We start from the raw sequence: 25711 nt of genomic DNA on the forward strand, positions 1-25711 counted from the left end.
ATGGATAAATTCATCAACAATTGGGTAGCCCCCTATTATCTTCATATCCTGCATGGCAATTATTATTACTTATTGAAAGATGACGAACAAGTTTCATTCAATGAGAAGGTGAGAAAAGCCCTATTGGTTTTGGATGATGAAATCATTCAACGGCTTTTGTCAGGTGATTGGCGCGAGCAAATAACTGGAAGTTGGTTTTGCGGATTAAAAGGCTGGTCACAGTATGCTGATGAAATTGGCGCAAAACTTGTAGAAAGCAAAATGACATATGCTGGTCAGGGTCATTGTTTTGCGCTTGCATGTTTTGCAAACGATAAAAGCGTAAAATACCTTACAGAATATCTAAACATCTACCTTCCCAGAACGAATCTTCATTATGATCAAGCATGGGTTATGCCTGCTCTACTGTGGGTGGATAAACAAAACAATACCAATAATGCGTCCCAATATCTTGATTCAGGCGGTTTGTGGGAGAAATTTATTGCAGATAAGGATTCTGATTTATGGCAAATAGATTATCGCCAAGAGTATTTTTGGAACCTAATGAATTATTGTAGAGAAAATTTTATGCAACCAAAGAAATAAGCTTATGACCCTTGAACTGCTCAAATCCAAAACAGGATGGCATGATTCACGCGGAATCAATGACACCCCTTCGGGGTTGGTAAATCATCGAACCCGAATCTATAATCATTCCACTCCTTCGGAGTTTTTGCTCGGTCACTCCAGTTGTGATCGCATCATCGGCTACGGGTTGAAACACGAAGACGCATTTCAGAATACGCATTTGGGGAGGATTGGGAGGTAGGTTATGAATCTCGATGAACTAGTGAGAACTTTGCCTAAAGCTGAACTTCACATTCATTTAGAAGGTGCCATCCCTTCAACGACGGCTCTTAAACTAGCTCATAAATATTCACATCTAGGAGTTGTCGAAAGAGTTGAATCATTACAAAGGTCGGTTACATTTCAAAATTTTGAAGATTTCCATTCCTATTATCAGCTATGTATGCAGTTGATTCGCTCCGCTGAAGACTTTGCTCTTGTCGTGTACGAGTCTGGACGCGATATGATGCATCAGAATATTCGTTATCGAGAAGTGTATATTTCTATCTATCAACATCTTCACGTTTGGGAAAAGAATTTGCATTTTCAAGATGTTATTGACGGGATTACTGTCGGTCGTCAGAAAGCTCGTGATGACTTTGGCGTAGAAATGCAATGGATATTTGGCATTCCCCGCAATCGCCATTTCAGTGGCAGCAACCCTAGAGTTTTTGATCCTACAATAGCTAACGTTATTTTAGATTACGCTATTCAGGGACAAAAGCGTGGCGTAATTGGTATAGGGCTTGGAGGAAATGAGGTAGATGCGCCTCCAGAACCATTCCGCGACATCTTTCAGAAGGCAAAACAAATAGGTTTGCGAAGTATTCCCCATGCTGGAGAAACCAGTGGAGCTAGTAGTGTTTTGGGTGCCATCAAAGAGTTACAAGCAGATCGCATATGTCATGGCGTTCGCTCAACGGAAGATAAAAATGTAGTTAATAAATTGGTGGAACGCCAAATCCCACTTGATATTTGTCCAACAAGTAATATTCGCCTCAAGGTTTATCCAAAAATGAGTCAACACCCTTTTCGTGATTTAGATCAGTTGGGTGTATGTGTCACAATTAATAGTGATGACCCCTCAATTATTGGTAGTACATTATGTGACGAATATATCGCTGTAGCCAGAGAATTCGGATACACAATAAATGACCTTGTGCGTTTCGCTAGAAATTCAATCAATGTATCCTTTGCAACCATTGAGTTGAAGACAAAGTGCCTTCAAGAAATCGAACAATGGGAGAAGTCCCGCTTTGTCCATATTCAACGGTGATATCTCGAAAGTGACCTATGCCTCTTGAACTTCTCAAATCCAAAACCGAAGACCTGACAGGTTTTACGTGGCGCTTGCCCATCGGACTTCAGCGGATGGAATACAACTTGCTTAATCACGGTGCTGCGGAAACCTGTCAGGTCAGCTAGGTTAACAACCCTGAATATTCTAACGCTTGGTCAGACCATTTCCTTGCCTGTACGGATAAAAGCGTTCTGAGGCGTTCGTCAGTTTGAGCGTGTTCCCAACCCTCACGCCATAATTTGAGCATGAGGCTAATATCCTTTAGTTCTTTGCTGGCGGCTTCGGTTTGCTGAGAGAGAGTCCATTCGATGAATTGGACACATTCGTCCAGCATCGGGATGATCGCCTTGGCGCGAGCGGTTTTCTCGGCGGAGGAGGCAACCCGTCCCAGCGTGGCGGCGAGCGCTCCCAACTGCCGAGCGGGCGATTCTTTTGTAAAGGATTCGGCATATATGGTCATGGCTTTACTCCTTCAAAGTAATTCCGTGTGATACGTTCAACTTTATCGCAGATCGTTTTATCTTGAATAATAATGCTTCTGTTTTGATGCGGACGAATATTGATCAGCGATTCGAACTCGATTTCCTGCTCGTCAGGAAACCAGTTTGCGCCCCAAAGATCTTTCTGTTCACTGCCATCGTTCAACAGCAGTTGCTCGCATTCGTAGTGCATTCCGCTTCCACCTGCAAGGATTTCCCGTTCGATGTCAACGACGATCTTGATCATGCGCATTTCGGAAAACGACTCCAACATCTCTTGCATTTGCGATGATGTCGCTTTGCTGGTGAAAACATGAATGGGCATGCGCAGATTATAAGCCGAAAAATGTAATACGATAAAATACAATTCAACCCTTTTCGGAGGAACACATGGAAATTAAATTTGGAAATCGCACGATCGGATCGAACCATCCCACCTACTTCATCGCTGATATTGCGGCGAACCACGATGGCGATTTGGAACGGGCGAAACTGTTGATCCGTTTGGCGAAAGAGGCGGGAGCGGATGCCGCCAAATTCCAGAATTTCGACGCGCCGAAGATCGTCTCGGATTATGGCTTCTCGCACATGAACTCGCAGGTCAGCCATCAGGCGACGTGGAAGAAATCGGTGACCGAGGTCTATCGCGCCGCGTCCATTCCCTTCGAGTGGACGTTGACGTTGATGGAGGAATGTCAGGAAGCGGGCATTGATTATTTCTCGTCGCCGTATGATTTCGCCGCGATTGATTTCCTCGACCAATATGTGCCCGTCTACAAGGCTGGCTCTGGCGAGATTGATTGGATCGAAGCGCTGGAACGCATGGCGAGCAAGGGCAAGCCGTTCTTTATCGCCACGGGCGCGTCCACGATTGGGGAGGTGCAGAAGGCTGTCCATGCGGTTCTCAAGATCAACAAGCAACTCGTGTTGATGCAGTGCAATACCAATTACACCGCGTCCCCGAACAACTACGACCATTTGCATTTGAACGTATTGAAGACCTACGCGACGATGTTCCCTGATGTGATTCTGGGACTCTCCGATCACACGCACGCGGTCGCTCCCGTTCTCGGCGCGGTGACGCTTGGCGCGCGCGTCATCGAGCGTCACTTCACCGACAGCAACGACCGCGAAGGTCCCGACCACAAGTTTGCGATGGATCCCGCCAAATGGGCGCGCATGGTCGAAGAGACGCGCCTGCTTGAGCGTTCGCTTGGCTCTGCCGATAAATTTATCGCTGAGAATGAAATTGATACCGCTGTTGTGCAACGTCGCTGTCTGCGGGCGGCGCGGGAGATCAAGGCTGGCGAAGTGTTCACGCGTGAGATGATTGACGTGTTGCGCCCCGCCACTGTCGGCGCGATCAAGCCTGACCAGATTCAAGATGTCATTGGAACTAGAGCATTGACCGACATGCCGATGGGTAAAGAGTTGAGATGGACTGACCTCGGCGCGGCTTCTTGAGAGAGGAGATAGGAAAATGGACATCGCAGAATTCCGAAGCATAACTATGACTGTAATTCGAGAAAGCGGTATTGCTGATTACATACCCACCCTGATTCTCCCTGCTGAAGGGGTGGTAATGGCGCTCGAAGGAATTCCAAGTGATATAAGCCATGAAGATGCTGCCCGACAATGGATCAGAGAGAATGGTTACGAATCAGCGGAATATTTTTTGGCTTTTAGAGCGGCTGGTGATGAAATTTATCTCGAACACCGTAAAGACAATTTGTTGATTGGAACGGCTGTAATCGATAGTAGCCTGAAACTTGACACCTGACACTTGGAACGTGAAACTTTGAAAGTCATTTATTTCAGCAAGAACTACACTCCTCACGATTATCGGTTTCTGTCTTCGTTGGCACAAACGGAACATGAAATCTTCTTTTTGCAACTCGAGGCGACGACTCGGCAAACGGAGGATCGTCCTGTCCCTGCGAATGTTGAGCAGATTTTGTGGGCAGGCGGGCGGAGCGAATTCCGCTGGCGGGATGTGCCGCGTTTGACCTTCGATCTTCGACGTGTGATCAAAGAAATTCAGCCTGATCTGATTCACGCGGGTCCGATTCAGAATTGCGCGTTTCTCGTGGCGTTGAGCGGATTCCGTCACTTGCTGACGATGTCGTGGGGGTATGATTTGGTGATGGATGCGGAGAGCAGTTGGTGGATGAAACGTATTACGTACCACGTACTGCGTAAGTCGGCGTTCTTTACGAGCGATGCGAGGGTTTCAAGAGATAAGGCTGTTTCTTTTGGAATGAATCCAGAAAGAACGGTTATTTTTCCATGGGGAACGGATATTGAGCATTTTGTTCCGCGCAGAATGGAAAGTGGAAAGTGGAAAAAGACGAGAGGTAAAAAGAAGTTATCAGTGAGCAGTAAACAGTCGAAAGTGATTACTCTTTTTTGTAGTAGGACATGGGAATCAATTTACGGTGTGGATGTTTTAGTGAAAGCGTTTGTCAAAGTGGCGAATGAAAACCCGAATGTGAATTTGATTCTGCTGGGAGGCGGGTCGCAGGGAGCCAGCATCCGCAAGATATTGATGAATGGCGGTGTGATGGATCGAGTTCACTTCGGCGGACAGGTCGGTCAACGCGATTTGCCGCGCTGGTATCACATGGCGGATGTTTATATTTCCCCGTCGCATGTGGACGGTTCGTCCGTGACGTTGATGGAGGCGATGGCGAGCGGGCTTCCGTGTTTGGTGTCTGATATTGCGGGGAATAAAGAATGGATTGAGGATGGAGTCAATGGGTGGACTTTCCGTGATGGGGATGTGGATGATCTGGCGGAGAAGATTCTGTTTGCGATAAAAAAGAAGAGAGAATTTAGGAGAATTGGAGAATTAGCACGGAAGACGGCGGAGGAGAGGGCGGATTGGAGGAGGAATTTTGGTAAACTACTTGAGGCATATGAGATGGTCAAGAGCGGTTAGCCACAGAGCGCACAGAGACTCTTCGACTGCGTGCCGTCCTTCGACTGTCGCTCAGGATCGGCACTTCGCTCAGAGCGAAGGGGAGAAAAGGTTGATCGAAGCGAATCAATTGTCGGCTGGGAGCGAAGCGTGCGTCAGTGTGGATAAAAGTTGAAGAGTTGGAATTCTGGAGAATAAAGATGCTTACGTTTGAAAATCTTGTCGAGGGGTTTCGCTCGCTGGGCGTGGAGGAAGGGGATACGTTGCTGGTGCATAGTTCGTATAAATCGTTCGGCGAGGTGGACGGCGGACCGCAGACGGTGATCCGCGCGTTGGAGGTTGTGCTCGGTGTGGACGGGACGCTGATCATGCCGACGTTCAATTTTGATTTCAACAAAGGCGCGGCGTGGGATGTGCGGACGACGCCGTCGAAGATGGGCGTGTTGACGGAACTGGTGCGGCTCGACCCGCGCGCGAAGCGGGTGTTTCATCCGTTTTATTCATTTGCGATTTTGGGGAAGCACGCCGAGATACTGGGAAGTTTGCGATACAAGAGCGCGTATGAACGGAACTCGGTGTTTGGGAAGTTGCGCGATCTCGATGCGAAGATTATGGTGATCGGACTGTCGTATACGAACAGCATGACGTTCTTTCATCATATCGAGCAAATGGAGGGCGTGGATTATCGTTTCCTGAAACAGTTCACAGGCGAGGTGACGGACGAGAATGGAGTCACGTATACGGATACGTTCGAGATGCTCGTGCGCGATATTGATAAGGGCGTTGTGACGGAAGTTAACCCGATGGGCGCGTTGATGGAACAGGCAGGCGTGATCCAGTCGGCGAAGATTGGTAATGCGGATGTGAAGTTGATGAAGGCGAATGAGGTGTATGAATTTACGGCACGCGAGATGAGGCGCGATCCGTTTTTGTTGTATTATGTGAAGAAGGAGAAATAGAGAGTGGAAAGTAGAAAGCGGAGAGTGGTTGTGACTTATTTGCTGTAATGATATCTCGCTTGCAGAAAGTCAATTCGATTATCGCGCACGAGATAGACAATGCGATGTTCCTGTGTCAACCTGCGCGACCAACAGCCCGCGCCAAGATATTTGAGCGGCTCGGGTTTGCCAATGCCTTCAAATGGGTCTCTCAAGATTGAGTCAATCAATTCAAAGACGCGCAAAGCAAGTTTGCGATCTGTCCCGACCCAAAAACGGAGGTCTTCAATAAATTCAGGTTGAAAGACCGCCTCACGCTTTTTCTGCTTCAAGACCCACCTCTTGGCGCAAGTCGTCCATGCTCTTGGCTTGACCTTCATTCTTCAACGCCCGCGCCAAAGCGGACAATATCCGCTGGGCGTTTTGTGCTGAACGCATTAGATATGCAGTTTCGGTCAGGCTGGCAAGTTCATCGGCTGAGATCATGGCAACATCCTCAGAGCCGCGCCGTTGAATGATGACCACTTCACGGTCTTTGGTGACACGGTCTAGCAGGTTGGCGAGTTTCTCGCGTGCGCTGGTGTAGGTAAATTCGATGGTCATATAGGTCTCTCCAATCTGTACAGGAATACTGTACGACGAAAGTAGAGGATTGTCAAGATAAAATTGTTGCCAAAATGGGTGATGGTTCAAGGGCGTGCGTGCGGGATGAAGGGGGGCCGTTTTTGTTGTGATATAACAAGAAAAAAACCATTGCTGAAGGGCAATCGATAGGAGTATCTCTATGGGTGAACTTGTTACCACATTACTAGGTACCCCAATACCTACCCTGCTGGTTATCGGGGGGATTATCTTTTTGTTTATTTCAATTTTTCCAATTAAAAAAATATCTGGATCGAAGCCATCGCAAGGTCAGCGAATATCTTCGACGCTAATAGGTGTCATCTTGCTCTTAGGCGGTATTTCTCTTTATTTGCCAGTTTTTCAAACAGAATTACCTGTTTCCACTGAAACGAAAACGCCAACACTGCCCACAAACACCTCTGCTGTTCTTCCAATTGATACGCAACCAATTCCATTTACACCGATAGTTGGGGAGGGGAAATCGTAATATCTGAGGTCATGTCTGTTCCTTGTAGTTTTGCTTTTAGTGGTCCAAATAAAAACGAATACGTTGAAATATATAATTATGGGACTGGTGACGTAAACGTGAATGGATGGTGGATTGCGACTAATGCGAATGGTCAAGGCACGCCAGATGTAATTGTGTCTTGGGATGCCGTAAATCCTAGTGTGGATATGGGTGAAGATGTTATTACTGACACCACGATCATTCCCCCAAATTCCTATGCGATTATTCTGTCTCCACTATACTATATTGATGATGGAAAATACAGTTTGCCTTATAGGTTTCCGAAAGGTACGATACTTCTATCTCTTGGAAATTCTGAATATCTTGGACTTGATAGCATTAGTTTGCTCGGAAATTCTCTTCCTTACTCAGTGTTGGTTTTGTATCAGGGAACTCAAGATTTTATGAACGAAGTTATGTCAACCTATGGCGCTCCTTCGTATGGCTCTTCACCTCATAACATTCAGAGTGAAAGACAGGATAATTTCCCTTTTCCAATTAATGATTGTTATTCGGTAGAGCGAATTGTTTTATCATCACCTGATAACAAAAATAATTGGCGAATTGTGGAGAATGGCAATCCTGGTGCGGGGGATTATTATCCTTGATGTATCTTCAGGTGAAGCCTTCTCCCTCAAATCCATCCTCGCGGAAAAACGAGCGGGGCTAAAGCCGCCTGCTCAGTACATGGAAGCCCTTCGGGCTGGCGTAGCCAAGTCCGCTTTGAGCGGACTTTCAAGAACTGAGGCAGGGCTTTAGCCCGCTGAATCAAAGATTATGAAACCCTACTCCTCCCTCAAATCCATCCTCGCGGAATTCTTTCCTCTGCACCGCACCCTCGCCTCCGACGACCATGACAAGACGTTGGAGATCGTCGGCTCGTATATGCCCGACTCGTCCAACTACACCATCGAGACCTACGCGCCGCTGACTCAAGTCTGGACATGGAAAGTGCCTGAGCGATATGTTGTCCATGATGCGTATTTGGAAACCGAAGATGGCGAGCGCATCGTGGATTTCAAGGACAATCCGCTTCATATTGTTTCGTACTCGTTACCCGTTGATAAAGTACTGACCTTTGAAGAACTCCAGCCGCATTTGTATTTCAACGAGAAGCGTCCGCACACCGTGCCGTGGGTTTTCAAATACTACGAACGCGACTGGGGATTCTGTCTGCCGAAGAACACGTTCGACAAACTCCCACGCGACAAGAAGTATCACGCGGTCATCAAGTCTGAATTCATCACCGATCCCAGGCAGGGATTCAAAGTCGCTATGGCTGTTGTCCATCCGCAGGGCGGAGCGAACCCCTCAGCGGGTGAGTTCCTTGTGCAGGCGCATACGTGTCACCCGATGCAAGCCAACGACGACGGCGCGGGCGTAGTCAGCGCGATCGAGTTGGCGCGGCGACTCGCAGAGAATCCGCTTCCCGCTGGCTCGATGAGCGTCCGCTTTTGGTTTGGACCCGAGACCATCGGCACGATCGCCTGGCTCGCGCACAACGAGTCGCTCATCCCGAATCTGCGCGGCGGAATTTTCATGGAGATGACGGGCAACAAAAATAAAATTGCATGGCATCATACGCGGCAACACACACATCTTTTAGATCGAGTTACGAGTTACGTGTTACGAGATACGGATCATGAGGTGCGAGAATTTGCGGCGGCTCCCGCCAACGACGAGCGCGTCATCAACGGACCTGGCGTCAACGTGCCATGCATCTCGCTCAACCGTTTCCCATACGACGAGTATCACACCACCGACGATAATCTCGACATCATCCACGAGGACATGCTCATCGGCGCGGCGCGAATCGCCGAAGACATCATCCGCATCTACGCCAGCAACTACATTCCCAAGCGCACCTTCCGCGGTCCCGTTTTTCTCAGCGGTCACGGTCTCTGGGTGGATTGGCGCGACAATTGGGCGCTCAACCGCGCTATCGAAAAAATTATGATGCGCTTCGAAGGTCAGCACAGCATCTTCGACATCGCCGAGCAGGTCGGTCTCGATTATCAAACTGTTTACGAGTATGTTGAAAAATTCAGCGTGAAAGGATTTGTGACTCCGCTTCCCATTCCATTTGAAGGAGAGACATCGTAGGACAAATTGCCAATTTGTCCTACTAGAAACCATGAAACCAAACGTAGTCGCCATCATTCAGGGACGCATGTCGTCATCGCGTTTGCCTGGGAAGATTCTCGCCGACATCGCGGGTCAACCGATGTTACAACGCGTCTTCGTTCGGACCTCGCGGTCTGCTTCTGTTTCCCAAACCTTGTTCGCCACGACGACGGACGCGTCCGACGACCCCGTCGCCGAATACTGCGACTTCAGCGGAATCCCGTTCACGCGCGGCAGTCTCTACGATGTGCTCGACCGTTACTATCAAGCCGCCAAATCCACGAAGGCGGATGTGGTTGTGCGTGTCACGGCGGATTGTCCAGTGATTGACCCTGAGTTGATTGATAAGGTAGTTAGAACAGTAATCAGTGAACAGTCATCAGTGGATTTTGCGGCGAATCGGCTTCCGCCTCCATGGAAAAGAACTTACCCGATTGGTCTGGATACCGAAGTCTGCACGTTTACCGCATTGGAGCAGGCGTGGAAAAAAGCCAAAGAGCCTCAACACCGTGAACATGTAATGCCCTATCTCTACGAAGGTGTACAACTGATCACTGATAACCGATCACTCCAAACTGGCACCTCCCCGCGCGGATATAATATCGCCCTGCTCCACCACGTCACTGACTTCGGCGACTACCGCTGGACGGTGGACACGCCCGAAGACTTGGAATTCATGCGCCAAGTCTATGCCCACTTCAACGGACGCGATGATTTCTCGTGGAAGGAAGTTTTGGACCTGGTTCACGATCATCCCGAATTGATGAAGATCAATGCGGGCGTGCAACATAAGACGTTGAAGGATGTTGATAAACGCGCGCTCAAGAAGTAAACGTACCGCAACATTCATGTTGCCGCTGGGGGGGCGCAAGATAAATCTTGCGGTACTAAAAACTGATCACTGATGACTTTACTCACCCTCTTCTCCGCCCCCAAACCCTTTACCAACCCTCACATCGCGATGATTCAGCGCAATGCTATCCGCTCATGGACTCTTCTCTACGATGTCGAAGTTATTTTGCTTGGCGAAGAGACGGGTCTTGCCGAAGCCGCGCGTGAATTGGGTGTGAAGCACATCCCCAACGTGGCGCGGAATGAATCGGGCGTGCCGCTGATCTCATCCATGTTTCAACTTGCCCGCGAACACTCGGACAGCGACCTGCTGTGCATCGTCAACGCGGATATGATTTTGATGGATGATTTTATTGAAGCCGCAAAGCATGTCAAAAGTCAAAGGTCGAAATTCGTCCTTCTTAGTCAGCGTTGGGATCTCGATGTAACTCAACCGCTTGAGTTCGCCAATGACTGGCAAGACAAATTACGCAGTATGGCTTACGCAGTAGGCTCTCTCCACCGTCCCGCAGGAAGCGATTTTTTCCTCTTCCCAAAATCCTGTTATCAAGATGTCCCGAACTTTACGATCGGTCGCGCGGGCTGGGACAATTGGATGATCTACAAAGCGCGGAAGGAAGGCTGGGCTGTGATTGATTGCACGCCGTCGGTGATGATCGTGCATCAAAATCACGATTACTCGCATCTGCCTGATGGCAAATCGCACCACGAACATCCCGAAACGAATGAAAATATCCGTCTCGCGGGCGGACAGGCGAATGTGCGCTACACAATTTTAGACGCGACGCATCAACTCGCGGATGGTAAACTTATCCGCCCGAAGATGACGTCGCTGAGATTGACGCGCAAGTTGGAATTGTTTTTGCGTGCGATCTTTTTCTTTTTGCCAGAAAATATGATCGAGAATGTTGTAAGACCGAAGAGATGGCAGAAGCGAATCAAAAAAATCGTAAATCGTAATTCGTAAATCGGAAATCGAAAATGCGTAAAGGTCAAAACCCTGCCAAGTTCGTCAAAGATGTTGCCAAGCCCGAACGGATCACCGTGGCTTTGTTGAACTACATCCCCTTCCTGAGCGGATTCTACGCTGAGACGCTCGAGGTGCTGAAAGTCTCGCTCGAATCCATGCGCAAGGACGCGGGTCTGCCCTTCGACTTGATGGTCTTTGACAACGGTTCATGCGCCGAAGTGCGCGACTTTCTCGTGAAAGAAAAAGAAGAAGGGCGAATCCAATATTTGATTCTGTCCGAAAAGAACATGGGCAAGGGCGGCGCGTGGAATGTGATGCTGGTGGGCGCGCCTGGCGAGATCATCGCCTACACCGACAGCGACGTGTTGTTCTCCCCGAAGTGGCTCTCGCGTTCCGTTGAAATTTTAGAGACTTTTCCAAATGTTGGCATGGTGACGGCGCGTCCCTTCCGCACGCCGCCTGAGTTTTACGAGTCGACTCTCAAGTGGGCGCGGGAAAACGCGAAGTTGGAAGAAGGTCAATTCATTCCGTGGGAAACGTTTTTGGAATTCAACTTGTCGCTGGGGCAGACTGAGGAAGAGAATAGAAAAGTCTATGCGGAGACTAGAGACTGGAGATTGACTTACCGTCCTGAGCGGAGCGGAGCGCAGTCGAAGGACGTGACCGCGATGGTTGGCGCGAGTCACTGGCAGTTCACCGCGTATAAATCCTCACTGAAACAATTCCTGCCCTTTGACATGGACAAGCCGATGGGACAGGTCCGCCAGTTGGACAAGCGCATGAACGACGCGGGTTTGTTGCGGTTGATGGTCCCTGATCCGTTGGCGATGAATATGTCCAATACGCTGGGGTATTTGAGAGGGGAGTTGGGGAAGGAAAGAGGAAAGACATCGTCCCCGAAGGGGAAGAAAGAAGGCTTGGGGAAGCGCGTGTTGGAAGTTGGAGTTGTCAAGAAGATTTTGCTGGCGGTGTATAACAAGATCTTTGGTTGGTACTATTCATAGCGGAAGGTTAATCCAATGACAACTTTTACACTTGCAGGCGATGAAGCGGGAGATGCCAGTCTCAACTTTGAAAAGGGAGCCTCTCGTTATTTTGTGGTTGCGCTCGTTGGTACTCAGGATGCCGACGGACTTCGTTCTGTTTTGGAAAATTTGCGTAAACGCGAACACTACGCAAAAGGGTTTGAATTTCATTTCAATGTGTTAACTACAAAGAAATTGCGCGAGAAGACTCTATCTGCTCTTCAAGCGGCCAACTTCAAGGCTTGGGCGTTGATTGTGGATAAGACTACAATCCCTGAGCCTCTTCGCATCCTCGACGGAATGGATTTTTATCTGTATCTTGTTACCGAATTGATAGACCGTATTCCCATAAAAGTCCGCGAGAAGGGAACCCTGATTTTGGATGAAGTTGGCTCTGCCAATGTCGCATTGGTCAAATTAAAACGCATGTTGAAAGTGCGTGGTATTCAGCATGGGTTTAGCCGCGTTTTCTTCCGACGCTCCCGAAGTGAAGACTTGATTCAAGTTGCAGATCTAGTGGCGGGAGCAATCCTTCGCCGTGATACAAAGAACGACAGCGAAGCCATTGATTATATAAAGGACAAGTTGGTAGAAGTATTCGAGTATTAAAGCAACCCGTCTCGCTAGCCTTGTCCATCAACATAGATGGGGGCAGGCGGCCACAGGCGGCCACTTTTCGCGAGACGGGGTAAGCCTTGCGGCTTTTATACATGCATTATACTCACTTGTAAAAATGAATTCAAGCCAACTTTTCCTGCCCTTTGACATGGACAAGCCGATGGGGCAAGTCCGCCAGTTGGACAAGCGCATGAACGATGCGGGCTTGTTGCGGCTGATGGTCTCCGATCCGCTGGCGATGAATATGTCCAATACGCTGGGGTATTTGAGAGGGGAGTTGGGACAAGAAAGAGGAAAGAAGAAAGTTGGATGGGGAAAGCGCGTGTTGGAAGTTGGGTTTATCAAGAAGATTTTGCTGGCGGTGTATAACAGGATTTTCAGTTGGTATTATTCGTAGGGTTAAAGATGACATTTTCAACGAATGTTAGGTATAAATAGTATACGGAGCGATTATGCCAGACAAACCGCCTGATAACGATCTCTTTGAACTGCTCAAGAAATTGTGGCTACCTCTTGCAGGCTTTATTGGGGTGATTACTTTGGTGTATAACTACTATAAGATGTGGTTGGGGGATCAGGAGACGGTGACATCTATAACAGCAGGCGCAGCATTAATCATCATCGTCATTATGTTGGGATGGGTGGGGTTCAGTAAAAAGACTGTATATTTGAAGGTCTCATTTCCAATAGGAGCCAAGATCCCAGAAACAAGTCCTCGATATTCTCAACCTGCTAGGCGAATTGTAAGGGTTGGTTTAGTGATTTTATTATTGAGCGCACTTGTGGGAATGTATTTACTTGGGAAACACAGACAGGAGCTCAAAGAAAAATTAGTAATAATGATTGCCGCCTTCGAGGGGCCGGAAGAAGTATATGGATTACGTAATGAAATCATAGAAAATCTGAATGCGGATTTTTCAAATGATGAAGATGTCGAAATTGTAATTATCGATGATGTTATTACATTAACTCAGGGTAGCGATTATGCACGCAAATTAGGCGAGCGTTATCTAGCTGATATTGTGCTTTGGGGATGGTATCGTCCCACTGAAAACCCGAATATCACCGTGCATATCGAAAATCTGACTCCTGAACAACTTTATCCTCTTGAAGAAAGTACAACCTTACAACCATCTACAACATTAGCGGAACTCGAATCATTCTCTTTTCAGCAACAGGCAGGTTTAGAGACAAGTGCATTAATCTCATTTTTGGCTGGCATCATTGATTACGAATCTTACCGCTACGACTCTGCTATTGCTCGGTTTGATCTGTCAATTCAAAATATGAAAGAGAAACCAGAGATTCTTGAGAATCTTGCTAATATCTATTTCTATAGGGGCATCGCAAAGAGTGATATCAATAAATTAGACCAAGCTGTTCTAGACTTTGACCATGCTATTGAACATAATCCCCAATTTTCAGCTGCTTATTACAACCGTGGCTTAGCTTATATGTTGTTAGGAGACTACGAGCGTGCTATTCAAAGCTATGACAAAGCTGTTGAGATCAACCCTCAATATGCACGAGCTTATCTTAATCGTGGTTCGGTCTATGCGATTTCAGGAGACTACGAGCGTGCTATACAAGATTTTGATAAGGTGATTGATATCAACCCTCAATTTGCAGAGGCTTATCTCAATCGTGGAAGCGTTCATAGAGCTTTAGGAGAATATGAACGTGCCATTCAAGATTACAATAGAGCTATCGAAATTGATCCTCAATTGACAGGCGTTTACAATGATCGCGGAAGTGCATATACCAATTTAGGAGAATATGAACGTGCTATTCAAGATTTCGATAAGGCTTTAGAGATTGACCCCAAAAACCCACTTGCTTATCTCAATCGTGGTTCGGTTTATTTCGTGTTAGGGGAATATGAGCGCACCATACAAGATATTGACAATGCCTTCGAATTTGGTATCCAAAACTTTCAAGACAAGCGGGCTTATCTTAATCGTGGTTTAGCTTATGCTTATCTGGGGTATTATGAGCGTGCCATCCAAGATTATGATAAGGCTATAGAACTTGATCCACAAAACCCATTCATTTACCGTAACCGAGGCGTAGCCTTTGGCTTCCTTGGAGAATATGAACGTGCTATTCAAGACTTTGATAAGGTTATAGAGCTTGACCCTCAAGATGCGACAGCTTATATCAGTCGCGGTTTAGCTTATAGTGATTTGGAAGAATATCAACACTCTATTCAAGATTACAATAAGGCTTTAGAACTCAATCCCCAGGACGCAAATGCATACCTCTTTCGTGGTCGAGCTTATTATTTTTTAGAAGAAAACGAGCAAGCGATTCAAGATTTCAACAAAGCGATAGAACTTAATCCTCAAGATGCAGAGGCTTATCTTAATCGCGGCTTTGCTTATGATAACCAAGGAAAACACGAGCTCTCAATTCAAGATTACAGCAAAGCAATAGAACTTAATCCTCAAGATGCATATGCTTACTTCAATCGTGGACTTGCTTATGCGTTGCTTGGGGAATATGAGCTTGCTATTCAAGATTTCGACAAAGCAATAGAACTTGATCCCAAAAATGCAGATCCTTACTATCCTCGTGGTTTAGCTTACCAAGCGCTTGGCAAAACTGTCGAGGCTGACGCCGATTTCAAGAAATACGAAGAACTTACTGGGCAAAAGCCATAGTTGACAATTTTTCCCGCACTCTTGGCGAATCTACAAGTCGGTATGTGTGTTTTGCTAAGTCTCAAAACGGGTAAAATCCATCAAATATGAAACGCATTTTCATCTCCGACGACCACGGTATGGCAAACGCTGGGCTGAAGCCGCACGCTCAGTACATGGAAGCGCTTCGCGCTGGATGCGCGAGTCCGCTTTGAGCGGACTTTCACGTACTGAGGCAGGGATTTATCCCGCCGAATCTCGAAGCGAGTAAAACCCATCAGATATGAAACGAATTTTTATCTCCGCCGACCACGGCATGGCAATCCCGCACGGACGTGAACGTCCGTGCTACATTTACAAAGCCGACTGAAAGTCGGCTAGGACGCTTATAGCGTCCTTTGTAGGAATAGCCCGATGGTTCATCGTCGGGCGGGGTTGAAGATGAGATAGAATCTCCCGAAGCCGAATCAGTTCAAACCAGGAAAGAAGCGGATCATCTTCCGACTATCCAACCACGCGACCACCAAACTACATGACTAAAAGAATCTTCATCTCCGCCGACCACGGCATGGCGATCATCTACTTCCTGCAAAGCGACGTTATCCCAACATTGCTCAACGCGGGCGTCGACGTCATCCTCCTCACCGATGATGCGATTGTCGCACAGCTCGCCTCACGCTTCACGCTTCACGGTCTTACATTCGAAAGCCTCCGCCTCCAACAAGCCAACGACTATGCCAAAAAAATTCAACCCCGCCTCCAATGGCTCCTCGCCTACCTGCGCCGCGTCGGCGGTTCGCGCCGCATCAACACCGAAGCCATGGACAGTCACATCTGGGAAGTGTGGGCAGAGAACGGTTGGAAGTTTCGCTTAGGGATTTGGATTCCATCTGCATTGATGATTTTGTTATTGCGAAATTTTTCATGGGCAAGAAAACTCCTTGTGAAGATTCAAAATCGCTTCACAACAAATATTTATTCTGACTTATTCGACAAATACGAACCCGATTTAGTCATCGCTTCGACTCCAGGCTGGCGCATGGATCGTTACCTCCTGCGCGAATCCGCCAAACGCGGAATCCCAAACATGACCGTCATCGTCGGCTGGGACAATTCATCGTCGTACAACGTCTCAGGCGCGGGTGTGCAGTATGCAACGTGTTGGTCGCAACTGCAAAAGGATGAACTGGTCTACGGCTCGGACTGGCAGCCTGAAAACGTCAATATCGGCGGCATCCCATCGTATGATGGATACTTCCGCAAGCAATGGCTCATGCCGCGTGATGAATATTTCAAGTTACATAAACTCGATCCCAATCGCAAATTAATTTCGTACGCCAGTAGTTTTGTCCATTTCGCGCCGAACTATCCGAACATCGAAGCATTGGCGAAGTTGGTCTCATCCGATTCGTTGGCAGAACCTTCGCAGTTGTTGATTCGACTGCACCCGAGTCATTTTCAGGATAGGCCGAAGATCTTCGCCGAAGAACGCGCAAGAGTATTTGATTTAGAGAAGAAATATCCGCACGTCCACGTTGTCCAACCCGTCGCGTTGGGCGGATCGCTCGGCTACTACGGCGGCGAAGACATGGACGAGAAATCCTCCATGATGGCATATTCGGATGTAGTGGTGACGGTCTATTCGACGATGCTGGTCGAGACCGCTGTCCACGATACGCCGATGATCGCCGCGACGATTGATATCCCTGGGGGGTGGAATAAGAAAAATAAATTTTCACTGTCACTGAAAGAGATTGGCGACTGGCCCACGCACAAACGATTCCGCGAGGCGAAAGCAGGACGCGTCGCCGAAAACGAGAGTCAGCTTCGAGACGCGTTAAATCTCTACTTGGCGAATCCAACCGTCGACGCGGAGGAGAGGCGGAAATTCGTCGCGGATGAGATCACCTTCACCGATGGAATGTCGGGCAAACGCACGGCGGAATACATCCTGAGTGTGTTGGAAAAAACGAACCGCAAAGACCGCTAAGGTCGCAAAGAGTTAAAGGTTTTCTTCGCGTTCTTCGCGCGCTTCGCGGTAAAGAGGTTTGGTACGATATAATCACCTCGGAGGCATTCCCATGACTGAAATCAAACCCCTCAATTGGAAACCCAAACCCGGCGTCGGCATGACCGTCGTGCGGCGCGGCGATGGCGGCATGACGCTTACCTTTACCGATCTATCCGACGCGACTCTCAACGATTGGCGCGAATTTGCGATGGAACATTTGCTTGGCGCAACAGGACGCACGCGAAATTTATACGACTTACGCGCGGTGAAAGAGATTCCCGAAAAAGCCATCCGCGCGGCGGTCGAAGCGAACAGCGATCCGTCTGCAAGAAATATTCGCGTCGCGGTTGTCGTCGCCGATGAAAAAGTGGCAGGCTCGATCCGCGAAGTTGCCGCGCTCGCGCTGGCAGGCACCGCCGCCGCGATGAAAATTTTTTCCGACATCAACGAAGCCGAAGCCTGGCTCGCGCGCCCGTTGGATCAGATCCCATGATTTCCGCGCTGAGCGGAGTGGCGCGTGATGTTCGCGCCGCGCAGTCGAAGCGCAAGTTGCATACAAACAAACACGCGCGATGAAATCCGACTCTCTGCAAGTTGGAAACTTCACATTCAAGTGGGGAAGCAAAACATACGTGATGGGCATCCTCAACATCACGCCCGATTCATTTTCAGGCGACGGGCTGATACCCCCTCTCCCCTCGGGAGAGGGACGGGGTGAGGGCAAGTCTCCCGCACTCGAACAAGCAAAACAATTTTTGAAAAACGGCGCAGACATCCTCGACATCGGCGGCGAATCGACTCGCCCCGGTTCGCAACCCGTCACCGCCGAGGAAGAACTCGCGCGCGTGATCCCCGTCATTCAAGACATCCGCAAAAATTTTCCCGACGCGCTCATCTCGATTGACACCTCCAAAGCGGATGTTGCCGAGGCGGGATTCAAAGCAGGCGCGAACATTCTCAACGACGTCTGGGCGCTTCGTGCCGACCCTCGGCTTGCTTCGGTTGCGGCGGCTTTTCGTGTGCCAGTGATCCTGATGCACAACCGCAGTAATCCCGCGAGTGTCGAAGTCCGTGAGCGGCTTGGGAATGCGTACATTGGCTCCGAGTATGAAGATCTGATCGAAGATGTGAAGCGCGAGCTACTCGTCAGCGTGGAGATCGCGAAAAAGGCCGGGGTGGAAGAGTCGCTCATAATCTTGGACCCAGGCATCGGGTTCGGAAAGAAGCGCGAGCATAATCTCGAGTTGATCAACAGGCTGGATGAAATCCGCGCGTTGGGGTATCCCGTGCTGTTGGGCTCATCCAGAAAATCGTTCATCGGCTTCACGCTCGATCTGCCCGCCGACCAGCGAGTCGAAGGGACAGCCGCGACCGTGGCAGTGGGCATCACGCGCGGCGCAGACATCATCCGCGTGCATGATGTGAAAGAGATGACGCGCGTGGCAAAGATGACGGATGCGATTGCGCGCAAGCGAAAGGAGAACGCGGAGTGATCGAACGAAAAAATAAATTGTTTGACGCGGCAAATTTTTTTCTGATCGCTGGCTTGCTGATCGGAATTTTTTATTGCGTGACAATTCCGTATGGAGCGGGCTTCGACGAAGAGCGGCATCTCGTGCGCATTTATTACATGTCGGAGAATGAGTACCTGCCCGTTTTTTCAAACGTGAGCATTCACCAGGAGGTGTTTGAACTTTCGTATCAACGCAGGCTCGCGCAGTCGCCTGCCTTCGACTTGTTCAGCCGCGAAAATTTTCTGCGGCGGTTTGGCGCTTCTGATAATCTTCGTTACGGGCAGGGGACGCAGTCCATCTATTCGCCTGTCATTTTTTTACCGCAGGCATTGCTCGGCAGATACTTATGGTGGAAGTTCGATTTCCCAATTCTGCCGACGATCATTCTTCTGCGGATCACTGGGTTGATGATCTATGTCCTGTGCGGATATTTCGCCATCCGCAAAATTCCGTTCGGCAAGTGGGTCTTTGCTTTGCTCGCGCTTTCACCCAGCGCCATGTTTCAAGCGTCCACGCTGAACGGGGACGGCTTCACGAACGGACTTAGTTTCGCCTTCATCGGTTTGGTCCTCGGAATCTATCTGAACGAAAAGCAGGAGATTAAGTCTTCGTCTCTTTGGGCGTTGGTCCTTCTTTCATTGTTGCTGGGATGCGCAAAGCCCGGCGCGATTATTTTGTTTCCGCTGTTATTGCTTCTCGTTCGGCATCCTTTCCCCTCAAAAAAATGGATTCTATTGTTAGGCGTCGTGTTGGCGGCATCGGCTATATTCAATGTTGGCTGGTCGGTCTACGCGACCAATGTTTCGACATACGGACAAGGCGGAGAGCAAAGCGTCCCGCGCCAGATGAGTTCGATGCTTTCGGACCCGATGGGATTCATCACGCCGCTCGTGCAGGGAATGGTTCTGACGTTTCCGTATCAAGTCCAAGGCTGGATCGCCGCGTATGGATATTGGGCAGGCAAAGTCCCCAGTCCGCTGTATCTGATTTGGCTGATCGGTCTCATCGCCGCATTCGTTGCCGAGCCGGGACGTGTGACGATCCCTCGCGGGGTTCGATTCTTTTTGATCGGGTTCTTCGTGTTTGCTTGTATCGTAACCTACACGGTCGCCTTCGTTGGGAATTACGCCACCGGCGGAGTCCTTGCCCTCGCAAAGCATGGACGCTATTACATCCCATACGCGCCGATGTTTTTTCTGGGTCTCGCAGGGTTGGTCGCGGCGAATGAACAAAGACGACGGCTCGCGGAATTTTTTAGTCTCGGCTCGATCCTGCTGACCGCTGTGTTTTTCTCCATCGGCATCTACACAACCTATTACACCTACTGCGGCTATGACGCCTATGTAGGAGGGATGTGCGCCCTGCCCACCTACAAAAATCTTGAAAAGGAAGACGCCCCGCAAGCCGAAATTTATGATGGGGTTGAAGTCCGCCAGTCGTTTACGAATTTCTGCGGCAGATTGCAGTCGGTGTCTGTGTTCATCAAATCTGTGCCTGATGATTCGGATGGAAAATTGTTGTTCACCATCTTGGACGAGAGGCAAAATATCGTCGCTCAAAAAGGGATACCCTTCCGAGAGATCGTGCCGGAGGACTACCTGACGATTCCTGCCGACCTTCCGCCTGATTCGCGCGGCGGGGAGTTTGAGATACAACTGATGGTTGATACTCCCAATCCGCAAGATATGGTCATTGCGCTTCTCACGCGCGGAGATTATTATCCCGGTGAATTGTCCATAGATGGAAATGCGAGAGATCGAAGCGACTTGTTGATCCATTATGTGTGCGCGGGTCCGTAAAGGAGATTTAATTGATGTTCAGCGATTACGGCAGAGAATTATTACGCAGTGGAATCATCGAAGCGAAGGCGGGACACAAAGACGCCGCGCTCCGCTACTTGGATCGCGCCGCCTACATGAGCCACGATCACGATGTCCTCGCCGAAACATGGTTTTGGATGAGCCAGTTGATTGACGATAAAGCCGAAAAGCGCAAAGCGTTGGAAAATTGCCTCGCGCATAATCTGCAACACGCGCGGGCGCGGCGCGCGCTGGCGATCCTCGACGGCAAACTCAAAGCGGACGAGATCGTTGACCCCGACCATCTGCCTCTCCCGCCTGAGGGATTGCGCTCCGCAGACGCCGAGCGATTCATGTGTCCCAAATGCGGCGGGCGGATGTCGTTCTCTCCCGACGGTCAATCGCTGACGTGCGAATACTGTTCGCGCAATCAAAAGTTTGTTGGGCAACCCGGCGCCGCCCCCCTTGCGGGGGAAAAGGATTTCATCGTCGCCATGGCAACCGCGCGCGGACACGGCAAGCCGTTGAACCAGCAAGTCTTCCACTGCGAAGGTTGCGGATGCGAGTTCATCCTGCCGCCGAATCAAATTTCAACCACATGCGTCTATTGCGGCTCGCCTCACGTCGTCAACTGGGAATCGGAGGAGCAACTGCTCGCGCCCGATGGCATCATCCCGCATCAATTCGATCAACAACGCGCGATCAAATATTTGGTCGAATGGGTGGAGAAAAACAAGATTCAACCCGAAAAGAAAGTTGATCTGCCGCGCGGCGTTTATCTCCCGTTATGGACATTCGACATCGGCGGTGAAATTCAGTATGTGGGCGAAATGTATGAAAATGATAAAGGTGTTTTCGGCCAACCAACATCTGAAATGCGGATGAAGCGCGTCTCCGATTCGTATCCCGTTTTGATCAACGACCTGCCCATCCCTGCCGCGCGAAAACTTTCAGGCGTCTTCCAACAATTGATTCCCACCTTTGAATTGAAAGCCGTCAAGCCATACGAAGCGGGTTATCTTGCGAACTGGCCCGCCGAAGTGTACGACATCCCGATGGCGGAAGCCTCGCTCGACGCTCGCGTGCAAGCGCTCGCCCGCTACAAACGCGAACTGCCTGCGCTCATCGCCCCCGCGCAACTCATTTCCACATCATCGTCAAAGATGATGGTCGAATCCTTCCGCCTCACCCTGCTCCCTGTGTGGATGACCGAACTTCCCTTCGGCGGGCGCGAGCATCTCGTGTTGATCAACGGCTGGACTGGAACCGTGAAGAGCGATCTGCCAGAAAATGGCTCAGGCGGGTTGATGGAATGGCTGGGAGATTTGATCGAAGGATAGCGTATAATATTCGACATGAAACAGGAAGCCGTTATTCAACTCTTGAGGCAAAAGAACGCCGAAATGGAAAGACAATTCGGCGTCAAATCCCTGTTGCTGTTTGGCTCTGTCGCGCGGAATGACGCCACAACCTCCAGCGATGTGGATTTGCTCGTCGAGTTCAACCGCCCCGTCGGTTATTTCGGCTTGTTCGCGTTGCAGGATTACCTTGAAAAATTACTCGGCTGTCCCGTTGACCTTGGGACTCCCGACAGCTTGAAACCCTACATTCGCGAGCGCGTGATGGGGGAATTGATCCATGTCACCTAGAGGCTGGCAGGACCGTATTCGTGATATTCTCAGCGCGATTGCCGAAATCCAGAAATTCACAGCGGACATGGATTTCGAAACATTCAAGGAAGACGATAAATCGATTCGCGCGGTCGAGATGAATTTCATCATCATTGGCGAGGCGGCGAATCAAATTCCCGAAGAAGTGGAAGAAGCGCACACTTCCATCCCATGGAGTTTGATGCGCGCCATGCGGAATCGGATCGTGCACGTGTATTTCAAGGTGGATGAAAAAGTAATGTGGGATACAGTCCAAAACGACTTGCCGCCCTTGATCCCTGAATTAGAAAAGCTACTTTGATGAAATGACAGGGGGAATTGATCGAGGGGTGAAATTCACAATAACACCATAATCCACTTTCTACTTTCCACCATCTTTCCTCTTTCGTCTTTCCTCCATAATCATCCTTCCTCCTTCCTCCCTTCGACAAACTCACGACAAGCCTTTACAATTCCCCCATGCCCTCCACCCTCCCCATCCTGCGCGCGCGGCGCGAGCGGCGACTCGCCAAACAACACGCCAGCGACTCTCGCAAGCGCAGTCTCTTCGTCAGCGCGGGGATGATCCTTTCGTTGGTGATTGCCGCGCTCATCATCGTCACTGCGTTTGCGTATGTGAGCCTCACGCGCGACCTGCCCTCGATACAAACTCTCCCAATTCTCCTCAATCCTCCCAACGGGCTCCTCCTCCAACCCACGCGCATCTATGACCGCACGCGCGAACATATTTTATTCACCTTCGCGCCCGATGATTCTCCGCGCCGTTACATTCCCCTCAGCGACGCAAACCCGCAACATCTTCCTCAATCCCTCGCCGACGCCGTCATCGCCACCTCCGACCCAAATTTTTACGATCACGCGGGCTACGACCTCGCCACAATTACCAATTACCAATTACACACCACCCTCGCGCAACGACTCGTCTCCGATCTCCTCCTCTTCAACGAGCCGCCATCATTCCGACGCGCGTTGCGTGAACGCATCCTCGCCGCGCAGATCACGTCGCAATTCGGGCGCGCACAAATCCTCGAGTGGTATCTCAACTCGGCGCACTTCGGTCGCTATGCGTTCGGCGCCGAAAGCGCGGCGCAACTCTACTTCGGAAAATCCGCCACGCAACTTTCCACTGCCGAGTCCGCCATCCTCGCGGCGGTGAGCGACTCGCCGAGTCTGAATCCGCACGACGCGCCGCAGACTGCCATCGAACGCGGACACGAAACGATTCGGAAGATGTCGGCTCTTGGATTTTTATCGGACGAAGCGACAGCCAACGCGCTGGGAGAATCTCCCTTCTTTCAGCCACCGCCTCCTCCCGACGTTCAACCTGCCGCGGCTTTCGTCAACCTGCTCCTCGCCCAATTGGATTCGCAATTCCCGCGCGCGCGTATCGAACGCGGCGGCTTGACGATCATCTCAACATTGGATTTCAATGTGCAACAACAAGCCTCATGCGTCAGCGCGTTTTACGCGGCGCGACTCGCGGGTCTGCCTGATCCATCCATTCAATGTGACTCGTTGCGATTCTTATCCGCTCTGCCGCCTTCGGTCACGATTCCCGATTCATCTGCCAGCGCGATCATCACCGATCCAACAACGGGACAAATCCTCGCGGTGGTCGGCGAAACGTTCGAGGGGCGAGAAACGCCTCTCGTAGGCGCGCACAGGTCGGGGTCCGCGTTAGACGCGTTTGTCTATTTGACTGGATTCACCCGAGGCTTGAGTCCCGCTTCATTAGTGTGGGACATCCCCGGTAAAACGGAAATCCAAAATTTTGACGGCGCGTATCACGGACCCATCCGTTTGCGGACAGCGTTGGTGAACGATTATCCCGCGCCCGCCGCGCAAGTGCTATCGCAAATGGGCGTTGAAAATGTGGACAACATCATGTCGTCGTTTGGAGTCGCGCGTAACGTTGATCTGTCGTTGGTGGACGCGGCGAGCGCGTATGGCGTGTTCGCGGAGCAGGGCGTGCATTTTGGGCAGAGCATCAATGATGAATTTACGTCGGTGACGATTTTGATAGTGGAGGGTAACGACGACAGCGTGTGGCTCGATTGGACGACGCCGCAAGCGAAGCCTGTGGTCACGCCCGCGCTTGCGTATTTGATCAATCATTCGCTGAGCGATGAATCGGCGCGTGTGGATCATTCAAGCGCGTTCAACGTAGGCAGACCCGCCGCGGTGATGTTGGGTCAAACTGAAGACGCGCTCGATGCGTGGACGATCGGTTATTCGCCGTTGCGCGTGGTTGCTGTGTGGGCAGGTTCGCGCGAATCAACAAATTTATCGCCGCGCATTTCCAGTGTGTTGTGGAACGCGTTGATGCAAGTTGCCTCGCAAAATTTACCCGCCGAAGATTGGTCATTGCCTGCGGGTGTTTCGGTGATCAATGTGTGCGATCCGTCGGGCATGTTGCCGACATCGGATTGTCCCAACGTGGTGAATGAAGTTTTCTTGCAGGGCAACGAACCTGTGCAAGCCGATAACATGTATCGCAAGTACGCCATCAACCGCGAGACAGGTTTGCTTGCCACCGTGTTCACGTTGCCGCAATTAATTGAGGAGCGCGTGTATCTTGTCGTTCCGTCCGATGCGCGCGCGTGGGCAGAGAGCGCGGGCGTGGCGATTCCGCCTTCCTCGTATGATGTCATTCAAGCCCCGCCGACGAATCCCGATGTGAATATCACTTTCCCCGAATTGTTTGCGGAGGTGGGCGGAGTGGTGCAAGTCAACGGCACCGCGGCTGGCGCAGACTTTGCATCATATCGCGTATTGATCGGGCAGGGACTCAATCCGCAAGAGTGGATTCAGATCGGCGAAGGCAACGCGCCCGTGACCAATGGTCTACTCGCCGAGTGGAACACGGATGGCTTGAGCGGGTTGTATGCCATACAGTTGCAGGTAGTGAGAACCGATCAGCACGTGGATAGCGCGGTGGTGCAGGTGACGGTGAGGTGAGGGAGTTATTGGTAAGTGGTAATTCGTAATTGGAGAATTGGAGATTAGAGACTGGAGATTGGAGACTTTTGTTCAGGGATGAGGGATGAATACTGCGTACTACGTAATACGCGGTGCGGAATACGCAATACGAAGTACGTAATACGAAGTACAAACAAC

General features: G+C 50.0%; 28 protein-coding genes. 24 read left to right on the forward strand and 4 right to left on the reverse strand.

Annotated features, from left to right (window positions below; translation table 11 throughout):
* The 3 genes from AC16KF_RS15035 to add are packed head-to-tail and all read left to right on the forward strand — an operon-like array spanning position 1 to position 1882.
* Positions 1-585 carry a DUF6000 family protein gene (locus tag AC16KF_RS15035; RefSeq protein WP_484038157.1) on the forward strand — a complete coding sequence of 195 codons (585 nt, stop codon included), beginning with the start codon at positions 1-3 and terminating at the stop codon, positions 583-585.
* 4 nt (positions 586-589) lie between these two features.
* Complete coding sequence (locus tag AC16KF_RS15040) at positions 590-808, forward strand: DUF4260 family protein (protein ID WP_484038158.1); 219 nt, start codon at positions 590-592, stop codon at positions 806-808.
* A gap of 3 nt (positions 809-811) precedes the next feature.
* Positions 812-1882 (forward strand): adenosine deaminase, encoded by a 1071-nt coding sequence (gene add, locus AC16KF_RS15045; RefSeq protein WP_484038159.1) that lies wholly within the window; start codon positions 812-814, stop codon positions 1880-1882.
* A 145-nt stretch (positions 1883-2027) separates the two neighbouring features.
* Here add and AC16KF_RS15050 read toward each other — a convergent pair whose 3' ends face one another.
* The gene (locus tag AC16KF_RS15050) at positions 2028-2366 is read right to left on the reverse strand and encodes a hypothetical protein (RefSeq protein WP_484038160.1); all 339 of its coding nucleotides are present in this window, start codon (positions 2364-2366) and stop codon (positions 2028-2030) included.
* Positions 2363-2710 (reverse strand): DUF5674 family protein, encoded by a 348-nt coding sequence (locus AC16KF_RS15055; protein ID WP_484038161.1) that lies wholly within the window; start codon positions 2708-2710, stop codon positions 2363-2365. The genes AC16KF_RS15050 and AC16KF_RS15055 overlap by 4 nt, the downstream gene beginning before the upstream one ends.
* Positions 2711-2775: 65 nt before the next feature.
* Between AC16KF_RS15055 and AC16KF_RS15060 the strand changes: the two genes are divergently transcribed.
* From AC16KF_RS15060 to AC16KF_RS15075, 4 genes are all read left to right on the forward strand, one after another.
* Positions 2776-3849: an N-acetylneuraminate synthase family protein gene (locus AC16KF_RS15060; protein WP_484038162.1), complete on the forward strand. Its 1074-nt coding sequence runs from the start codon at positions 2776-2778 to the stop codon at positions 3847-3849.
* A gap of 16 nt (positions 3850-3865) precedes the next feature.
* Positions 3866-4165, forward strand: coding sequence for a hypothetical protein (locus tag AC16KF_RS15065; protein WP_484038163.1), 300 nt, complete (start codon positions 3866-3868; stop codon positions 4163-4165).
* 18 nt (positions 4166-4183) lie between these two features.
* Entirely contained in the window at positions 4184-5323 is a 1140-nt protein-coding gene (locus AC16KF_RS15070; RefSeq protein WP_484038164.1) for a glycosyltransferase family 4 protein, read from the forward strand.
* Between the two features lie 179 nt (positions 5324-5502).
* Positions 5503-6261: an AAC(3) family N-acetyltransferase gene (locus tag AC16KF_RS15075; protein WP_484038165.1), complete on the forward strand. Its 759-nt coding sequence runs from the start codon at positions 5503-5505 to the stop codon at positions 6259-6261.
* Between the two features lie 35 nt (positions 6262-6296).
* On the opposite strand, the gene AC16KF_RS15080 is transcribed toward AC16KF_RS15075, so the two are convergent.
* Together AC16KF_RS15080 and AC16KF_RS15085 are read right to left on the reverse strand one after the other, a co-directional pair.
* Positions 6297-6572, reverse strand: a complete 276-nt coding sequence (locus tag AC16KF_RS15080) for a Txe/YoeB family addiction module toxin (protein WP_484038166.1) — start codon at positions 6570-6572, stop codon at positions 6297-6299.
* Positions 6553-6843, reverse strand: coding sequence for a type II toxin-antitoxin system Phd/YefM family antitoxin (locus AC16KF_RS15085; protein WP_484038167.1), 291 nt, complete (start codon positions 6841-6843; stop codon positions 6553-6555). Before AC16KF_RS15085 ends, AC16KF_RS15080 begins: the two co-directional genes overlap by 20 nt.
* A gap of 181 nt (positions 6844-7024) precedes the next feature.
* On the opposite strand from AC16KF_RS15085, the gene AC16KF_RS15090 reads away from it, so the two are divergent.
* The 17 genes from AC16KF_RS15090 (at position 7025) to AC16KF_RS15170 (ending at position 25552) form a co-directional block, all read left to right on the forward strand.
* Positions 7025-7351 carry a hypothetical protein gene (locus tag AC16KF_RS15090; RefSeq protein ID WP_484038168.1) on the forward strand — a complete coding sequence of 109 codons (327 nt, stop codon included), beginning with the start codon at positions 7025-7027 and terminating at the stop codon, positions 7349-7351.
* An 11-nt stretch (positions 7352-7362) separates the two neighbouring features.
* Positions 7363-7980, forward strand: a complete 618-nt coding sequence (locus AC16KF_RS15095; protein WP_484038169.1) for a lamin tail domain-containing protein — start codon at positions 7363-7365, stop codon at positions 7978-7980.
* 169 nt (positions 7981-8149) lie between these two features.
* Positions 8150-9475 carry a DUF4910 domain-containing protein gene (locus AC16KF_RS15100; RefSeq protein WP_484038170.1) on the forward strand — a complete coding sequence of 442 codons (1326 nt, stop codon included), beginning with the start codon at positions 8150-8152 and terminating at the stop codon, positions 9473-9475.
* A 31-nt stretch (positions 9476-9506) separates the two neighbouring features.
* Complete coding sequence (locus AC16KF_RS15105; protein ID WP_484038171.1) at positions 9507-10328, forward strand: cytidylyltransferase domain-containing protein; 822 nt, start codon at positions 9507-9509, stop codon at positions 10326-10328.
* A gap of 72 nt (positions 10329-10400) precedes the next feature.
* The gene (locus tag AC16KF_RS15110) at positions 10401-11315 is read left to right on the forward strand and encodes a hypothetical protein (protein ID WP_484038172.1); all 915 of its coding nucleotides are present in this window, start codon (positions 10401-10403) and stop codon (positions 11313-11315) included.
* Positions 11316-11329: 14 nt separating this feature from the next.
* Entirely contained in the window at positions 11330-12322 is a 993-nt protein-coding gene (locus tag AC16KF_RS15115; protein WP_484038173.1) for a glycosyltransferase family A protein, read from the forward strand.
* A 15-nt stretch (positions 12323-12337) separates the two neighbouring features.
* Complete coding sequence (locus AC16KF_RS15120; RefSeq protein WP_484038174.1) at positions 12338-12952, forward strand: DUF3800 domain-containing protein; 615 nt, start codon at positions 12338-12340, stop codon at positions 12950-12952.
* A 124-nt stretch (positions 12953-13076) separates the two neighbouring features.
* The gene (locus AC16KF_RS15125) at positions 13077-13358 is read left to right on the forward strand and encodes a hypothetical protein (protein ID WP_484038175.1); all 282 of its coding nucleotides are present in this window, start codon (positions 13077-13079) and stop codon (positions 13356-13358) included.
* Between the two features lie 55 nt (positions 13359-13413).
* A complete protein-coding gene (locus AC16KF_RS15130) occupies positions 13414-15621 on the forward strand; it encodes a tetratricopeptide repeat protein (RefSeq protein ID WP_484038176.1) in 2208 nt (735 codons plus the stop codon).
* A 511-nt stretch (positions 15622-16132) separates the two neighbouring features.
* On the forward strand, positions 16133-17590 hold the full coding sequence (locus AC16KF_RS15135) for a hypothetical protein (protein ID WP_484038177.1): 1458 nt from the start codon (positions 16133-16135) through the stop codon (positions 17588-17590).
* Between the two features lie 91 nt (positions 17591-17681).
* Positions 17682-18104, forward strand: a complete 423-nt coding sequence (locus AC16KF_RS15140) for a hypothetical protein (protein ID WP_484038178.1) — start codon at positions 17682-17684, stop codon at positions 18102-18104.
* Between the two features lie 79 nt (positions 18105-18183).
* Positions 18184-19104 (forward strand): dihydropteroate synthase, encoded by a 921-nt coding sequence (gene folP / locus AC16KF_RS15145; protein ID WP_484038179.1) that lies wholly within the window; start codon positions 18184-18186, stop codon positions 19102-19104.
* Positions 19101-20924: a DUF2142 domain-containing protein gene (locus tag AC16KF_RS15150; protein WP_484038180.1), complete on the forward strand. Its 1824-nt coding sequence runs from the start codon at positions 19101-19103 to the stop codon at positions 20922-20924. The genes folP and AC16KF_RS15150 overlap by 4 nt, the downstream gene beginning before the upstream one ends.
* A 14-nt stretch (positions 20925-20938) precedes the next feature.
* Complete coding sequence (locus AC16KF_RS15155) at positions 20939-22264, forward strand: TFIIB-type zinc ribbon-containing protein (protein ID WP_484038181.1); 1326 nt, start codon at positions 20939-20941, stop codon at positions 22262-22264.
* A 15-nt stretch (positions 22265-22279) separates the two neighbouring features.
* Positions 22280-22573, forward strand: a complete 294-nt coding sequence (locus tag AC16KF_RS15160) for a nucleotidyltransferase family protein (RefSeq protein WP_484038182.1) — start codon at positions 22280-22282, stop codon at positions 22571-22573.
* Complete coding sequence (locus AC16KF_RS15165; protein ID WP_484038183.1) at positions 22563-22895, forward strand: HepT-like ribonuclease domain-containing protein; 333 nt, start codon at positions 22563-22565, stop codon at positions 22893-22895. The genes AC16KF_RS15160 and AC16KF_RS15165 overlap by 11 nt, the downstream gene beginning before the upstream one ends.
* A 158-nt stretch (positions 22896-23053) precedes the next feature.
* Positions 23054-25552, forward strand: coding sequence for a transglycosylase domain-containing protein (locus AC16KF_RS15170; RefSeq protein WP_484038184.1), 2499 nt, complete (start codon positions 23054-23056; stop codon positions 25550-25552).
* The last annotated feature ends 159 nt before the right edge of the window (positions 25553-25711 follow it).

It is taken from the genome of Candidatus Defluviilinea gracilis (assembly GCF_057138825.1).

What these genes read in the sequence shown, in the direction of transcription:
- AC16KF_RS15095 (WP_484038169.1), top strand. Translation starts at nt 7,363, where the DNA reads ATGTCTGTTCCTTGTAGTTTTGCTTTTAGTGGTCCAAATAAAAACGAA.
- AC16KF_RS15060 (WP_484038162.1), top strand. Translation starts at nt 2,776, where the DNA reads ATGGAAATTAAATTTGGAAATCGCACGATCGGATCGAACCATCCCACC.
- AC16KF_RS15085 (WP_484038167.1), bottom strand. Translation starts at nt 6,843, where the DNA reads ATGACCATCGAATTTACCTACACCAGCGCACGCGAGAAACTCGCCAAC.
- AC16KF_RS15075 (WP_484038165.1), top strand. Translation starts at nt 5,503, where the DNA reads ATGCTTACGTTTGAAAATCTTGTCGAGGGGTTTCGCTCGCTGGGCGTG.
- AC16KF_RS15135 (WP_484038177.1), top strand. Translation starts at nt 16,133, where the DNA reads ATGACTAAAAGAATCTTCATCTCCGCCGACCACGGCATGGCGATCATC.
- AC16KF_RS15035 (WP_484038157.1), top strand. Translation starts at nt 1, where the DNA reads ATGGATAAATTCATCAACAATTGGGTAGCCCCCTATTATCTTCATATC.
- AC16KF_RS15160 (WP_484038182.1), top strand. Translation starts at nt 22,280, where the DNA reads ATGAAACAGGAAGCCGTTATTCAACTCTTGAGGCAAAAGAACGCCGAA.
- AC16KF_RS15110 (WP_484038172.1), top strand. Translation starts at nt 10,401, where the DNA reads ATGACTTTACTCACCCTCTTCTCCGCCCCCAAACCCTTTACCAACCCT.
- AC16KF_RS15115 (WP_484038173.1), top strand. Translation starts at nt 11,330, where the DNA reads ATGCGTAAAGGTCAAAACCCTGCCAAGTTCGTCAAAGATGTTGCCAAG.
- AC16KF_RS15100 (WP_484038170.1), top strand. Translation starts at nt 8,150, where the DNA reads ATGAAACCCTACTCCTCCCTCAAATCCATCCTCGCGGAATTCTTTCCT.
- AC16KF_RS15165 (WP_484038183.1), top strand. Translation starts at nt 22,563, where the DNA reads ATGTCACCTAGAGGCTGGCAGGACCGTATTCGTGATATTCTCAGCGCG.
- AC16KF_RS15120 (WP_484038174.1), top strand. Translation starts at nt 12,338, where the DNA reads ATGACAACTTTTACACTTGCAGGCGATGAAGCGGGAGATGCCAGTCTC.
- AC16KF_RS15090 (WP_484038168.1), top strand. Translation starts at nt 7,025, where the DNA reads ATGGGTGAACTTGTTACCACATTACTAGGTACCCCAATACCTACCCTG.
- AC16KF_RS15065 (WP_484038163.1), top strand. Translation starts at nt 3,866, where the DNA reads ATGGACATCGCAGAATTCCGAAGCATAACTATGACTGTAATTCGAGAA.
- AC16KF_RS15130 (WP_484038176.1), top strand. Translation starts at nt 13,414, where the DNA reads ATGCCAGACAAACCGCCTGATAACGATCTCTTTGAACTGCTCAAGAAA.
- AC16KF_RS15055 (WP_484038161.1), bottom strand. Translation starts at nt 2,710, where the DNA reads ATGCCCATTCATGTTTTCACCAGCAAAGCGACATCATCGCAAATGCAA.
- AC16KF_RS15105 (WP_484038171.1), top strand. Translation starts at nt 9,507, where the DNA reads ATGAAACCAAACGTAGTCGCCATCATTCAGGGACGCATGTCGTCATCG.
- add (WP_484038159.1), top strand. Translation starts at nt 812, where the DNA reads ATGAATCTCGATGAACTAGTGAGAACTTTGCCTAAAGCTGAACTTCAC.
- AC16KF_RS15170 (WP_484038184.1), top strand. Translation starts at nt 23,054, where the DNA reads ATGCCCTCCACCCTCCCCATCCTGCGCGCGCGGCGCGAGCGGCGACTC.
- AC16KF_RS15140 (WP_484038178.1), top strand. Translation starts at nt 17,682, where the DNA reads ATGACTGAAATCAAACCCCTCAATTGGAAACCCAAACCCGGCGTCGGC.
- AC16KF_RS15155 (WP_484038181.1), top strand. Translation starts at nt 20,939, where the DNA reads ATGTTCAGCGATTACGGCAGAGAATTATTACGCAGTGGAATCATCGAA.
- AC16KF_RS15125 (WP_484038175.1), top strand. Translation starts at nt 13,077, where the DNA reads ATGAATTCAAGCCAACTTTTCCTGCCCTTTGACATGGACAAGCCGATG.
- folP (WP_484038179.1), top strand. Translation starts at nt 18,184, where the DNA reads ATGAAATCCGACTCTCTGCAAGTTGGAAACTTCACATTCAAGTGGGGA.
- AC16KF_RS15040 (WP_484038158.1), top strand. Translation starts at nt 590, where the DNA reads ATGACCCTTGAACTGCTCAAATCCAAAACAGGATGGCATGATTCACGC.
- AC16KF_RS15050 (WP_484038160.1), bottom strand. Translation starts at nt 2,366, where the DNA reads ATGACCATATATGCCGAATCCTTTACAAAAGAATCGCCCGCTCGGCAG.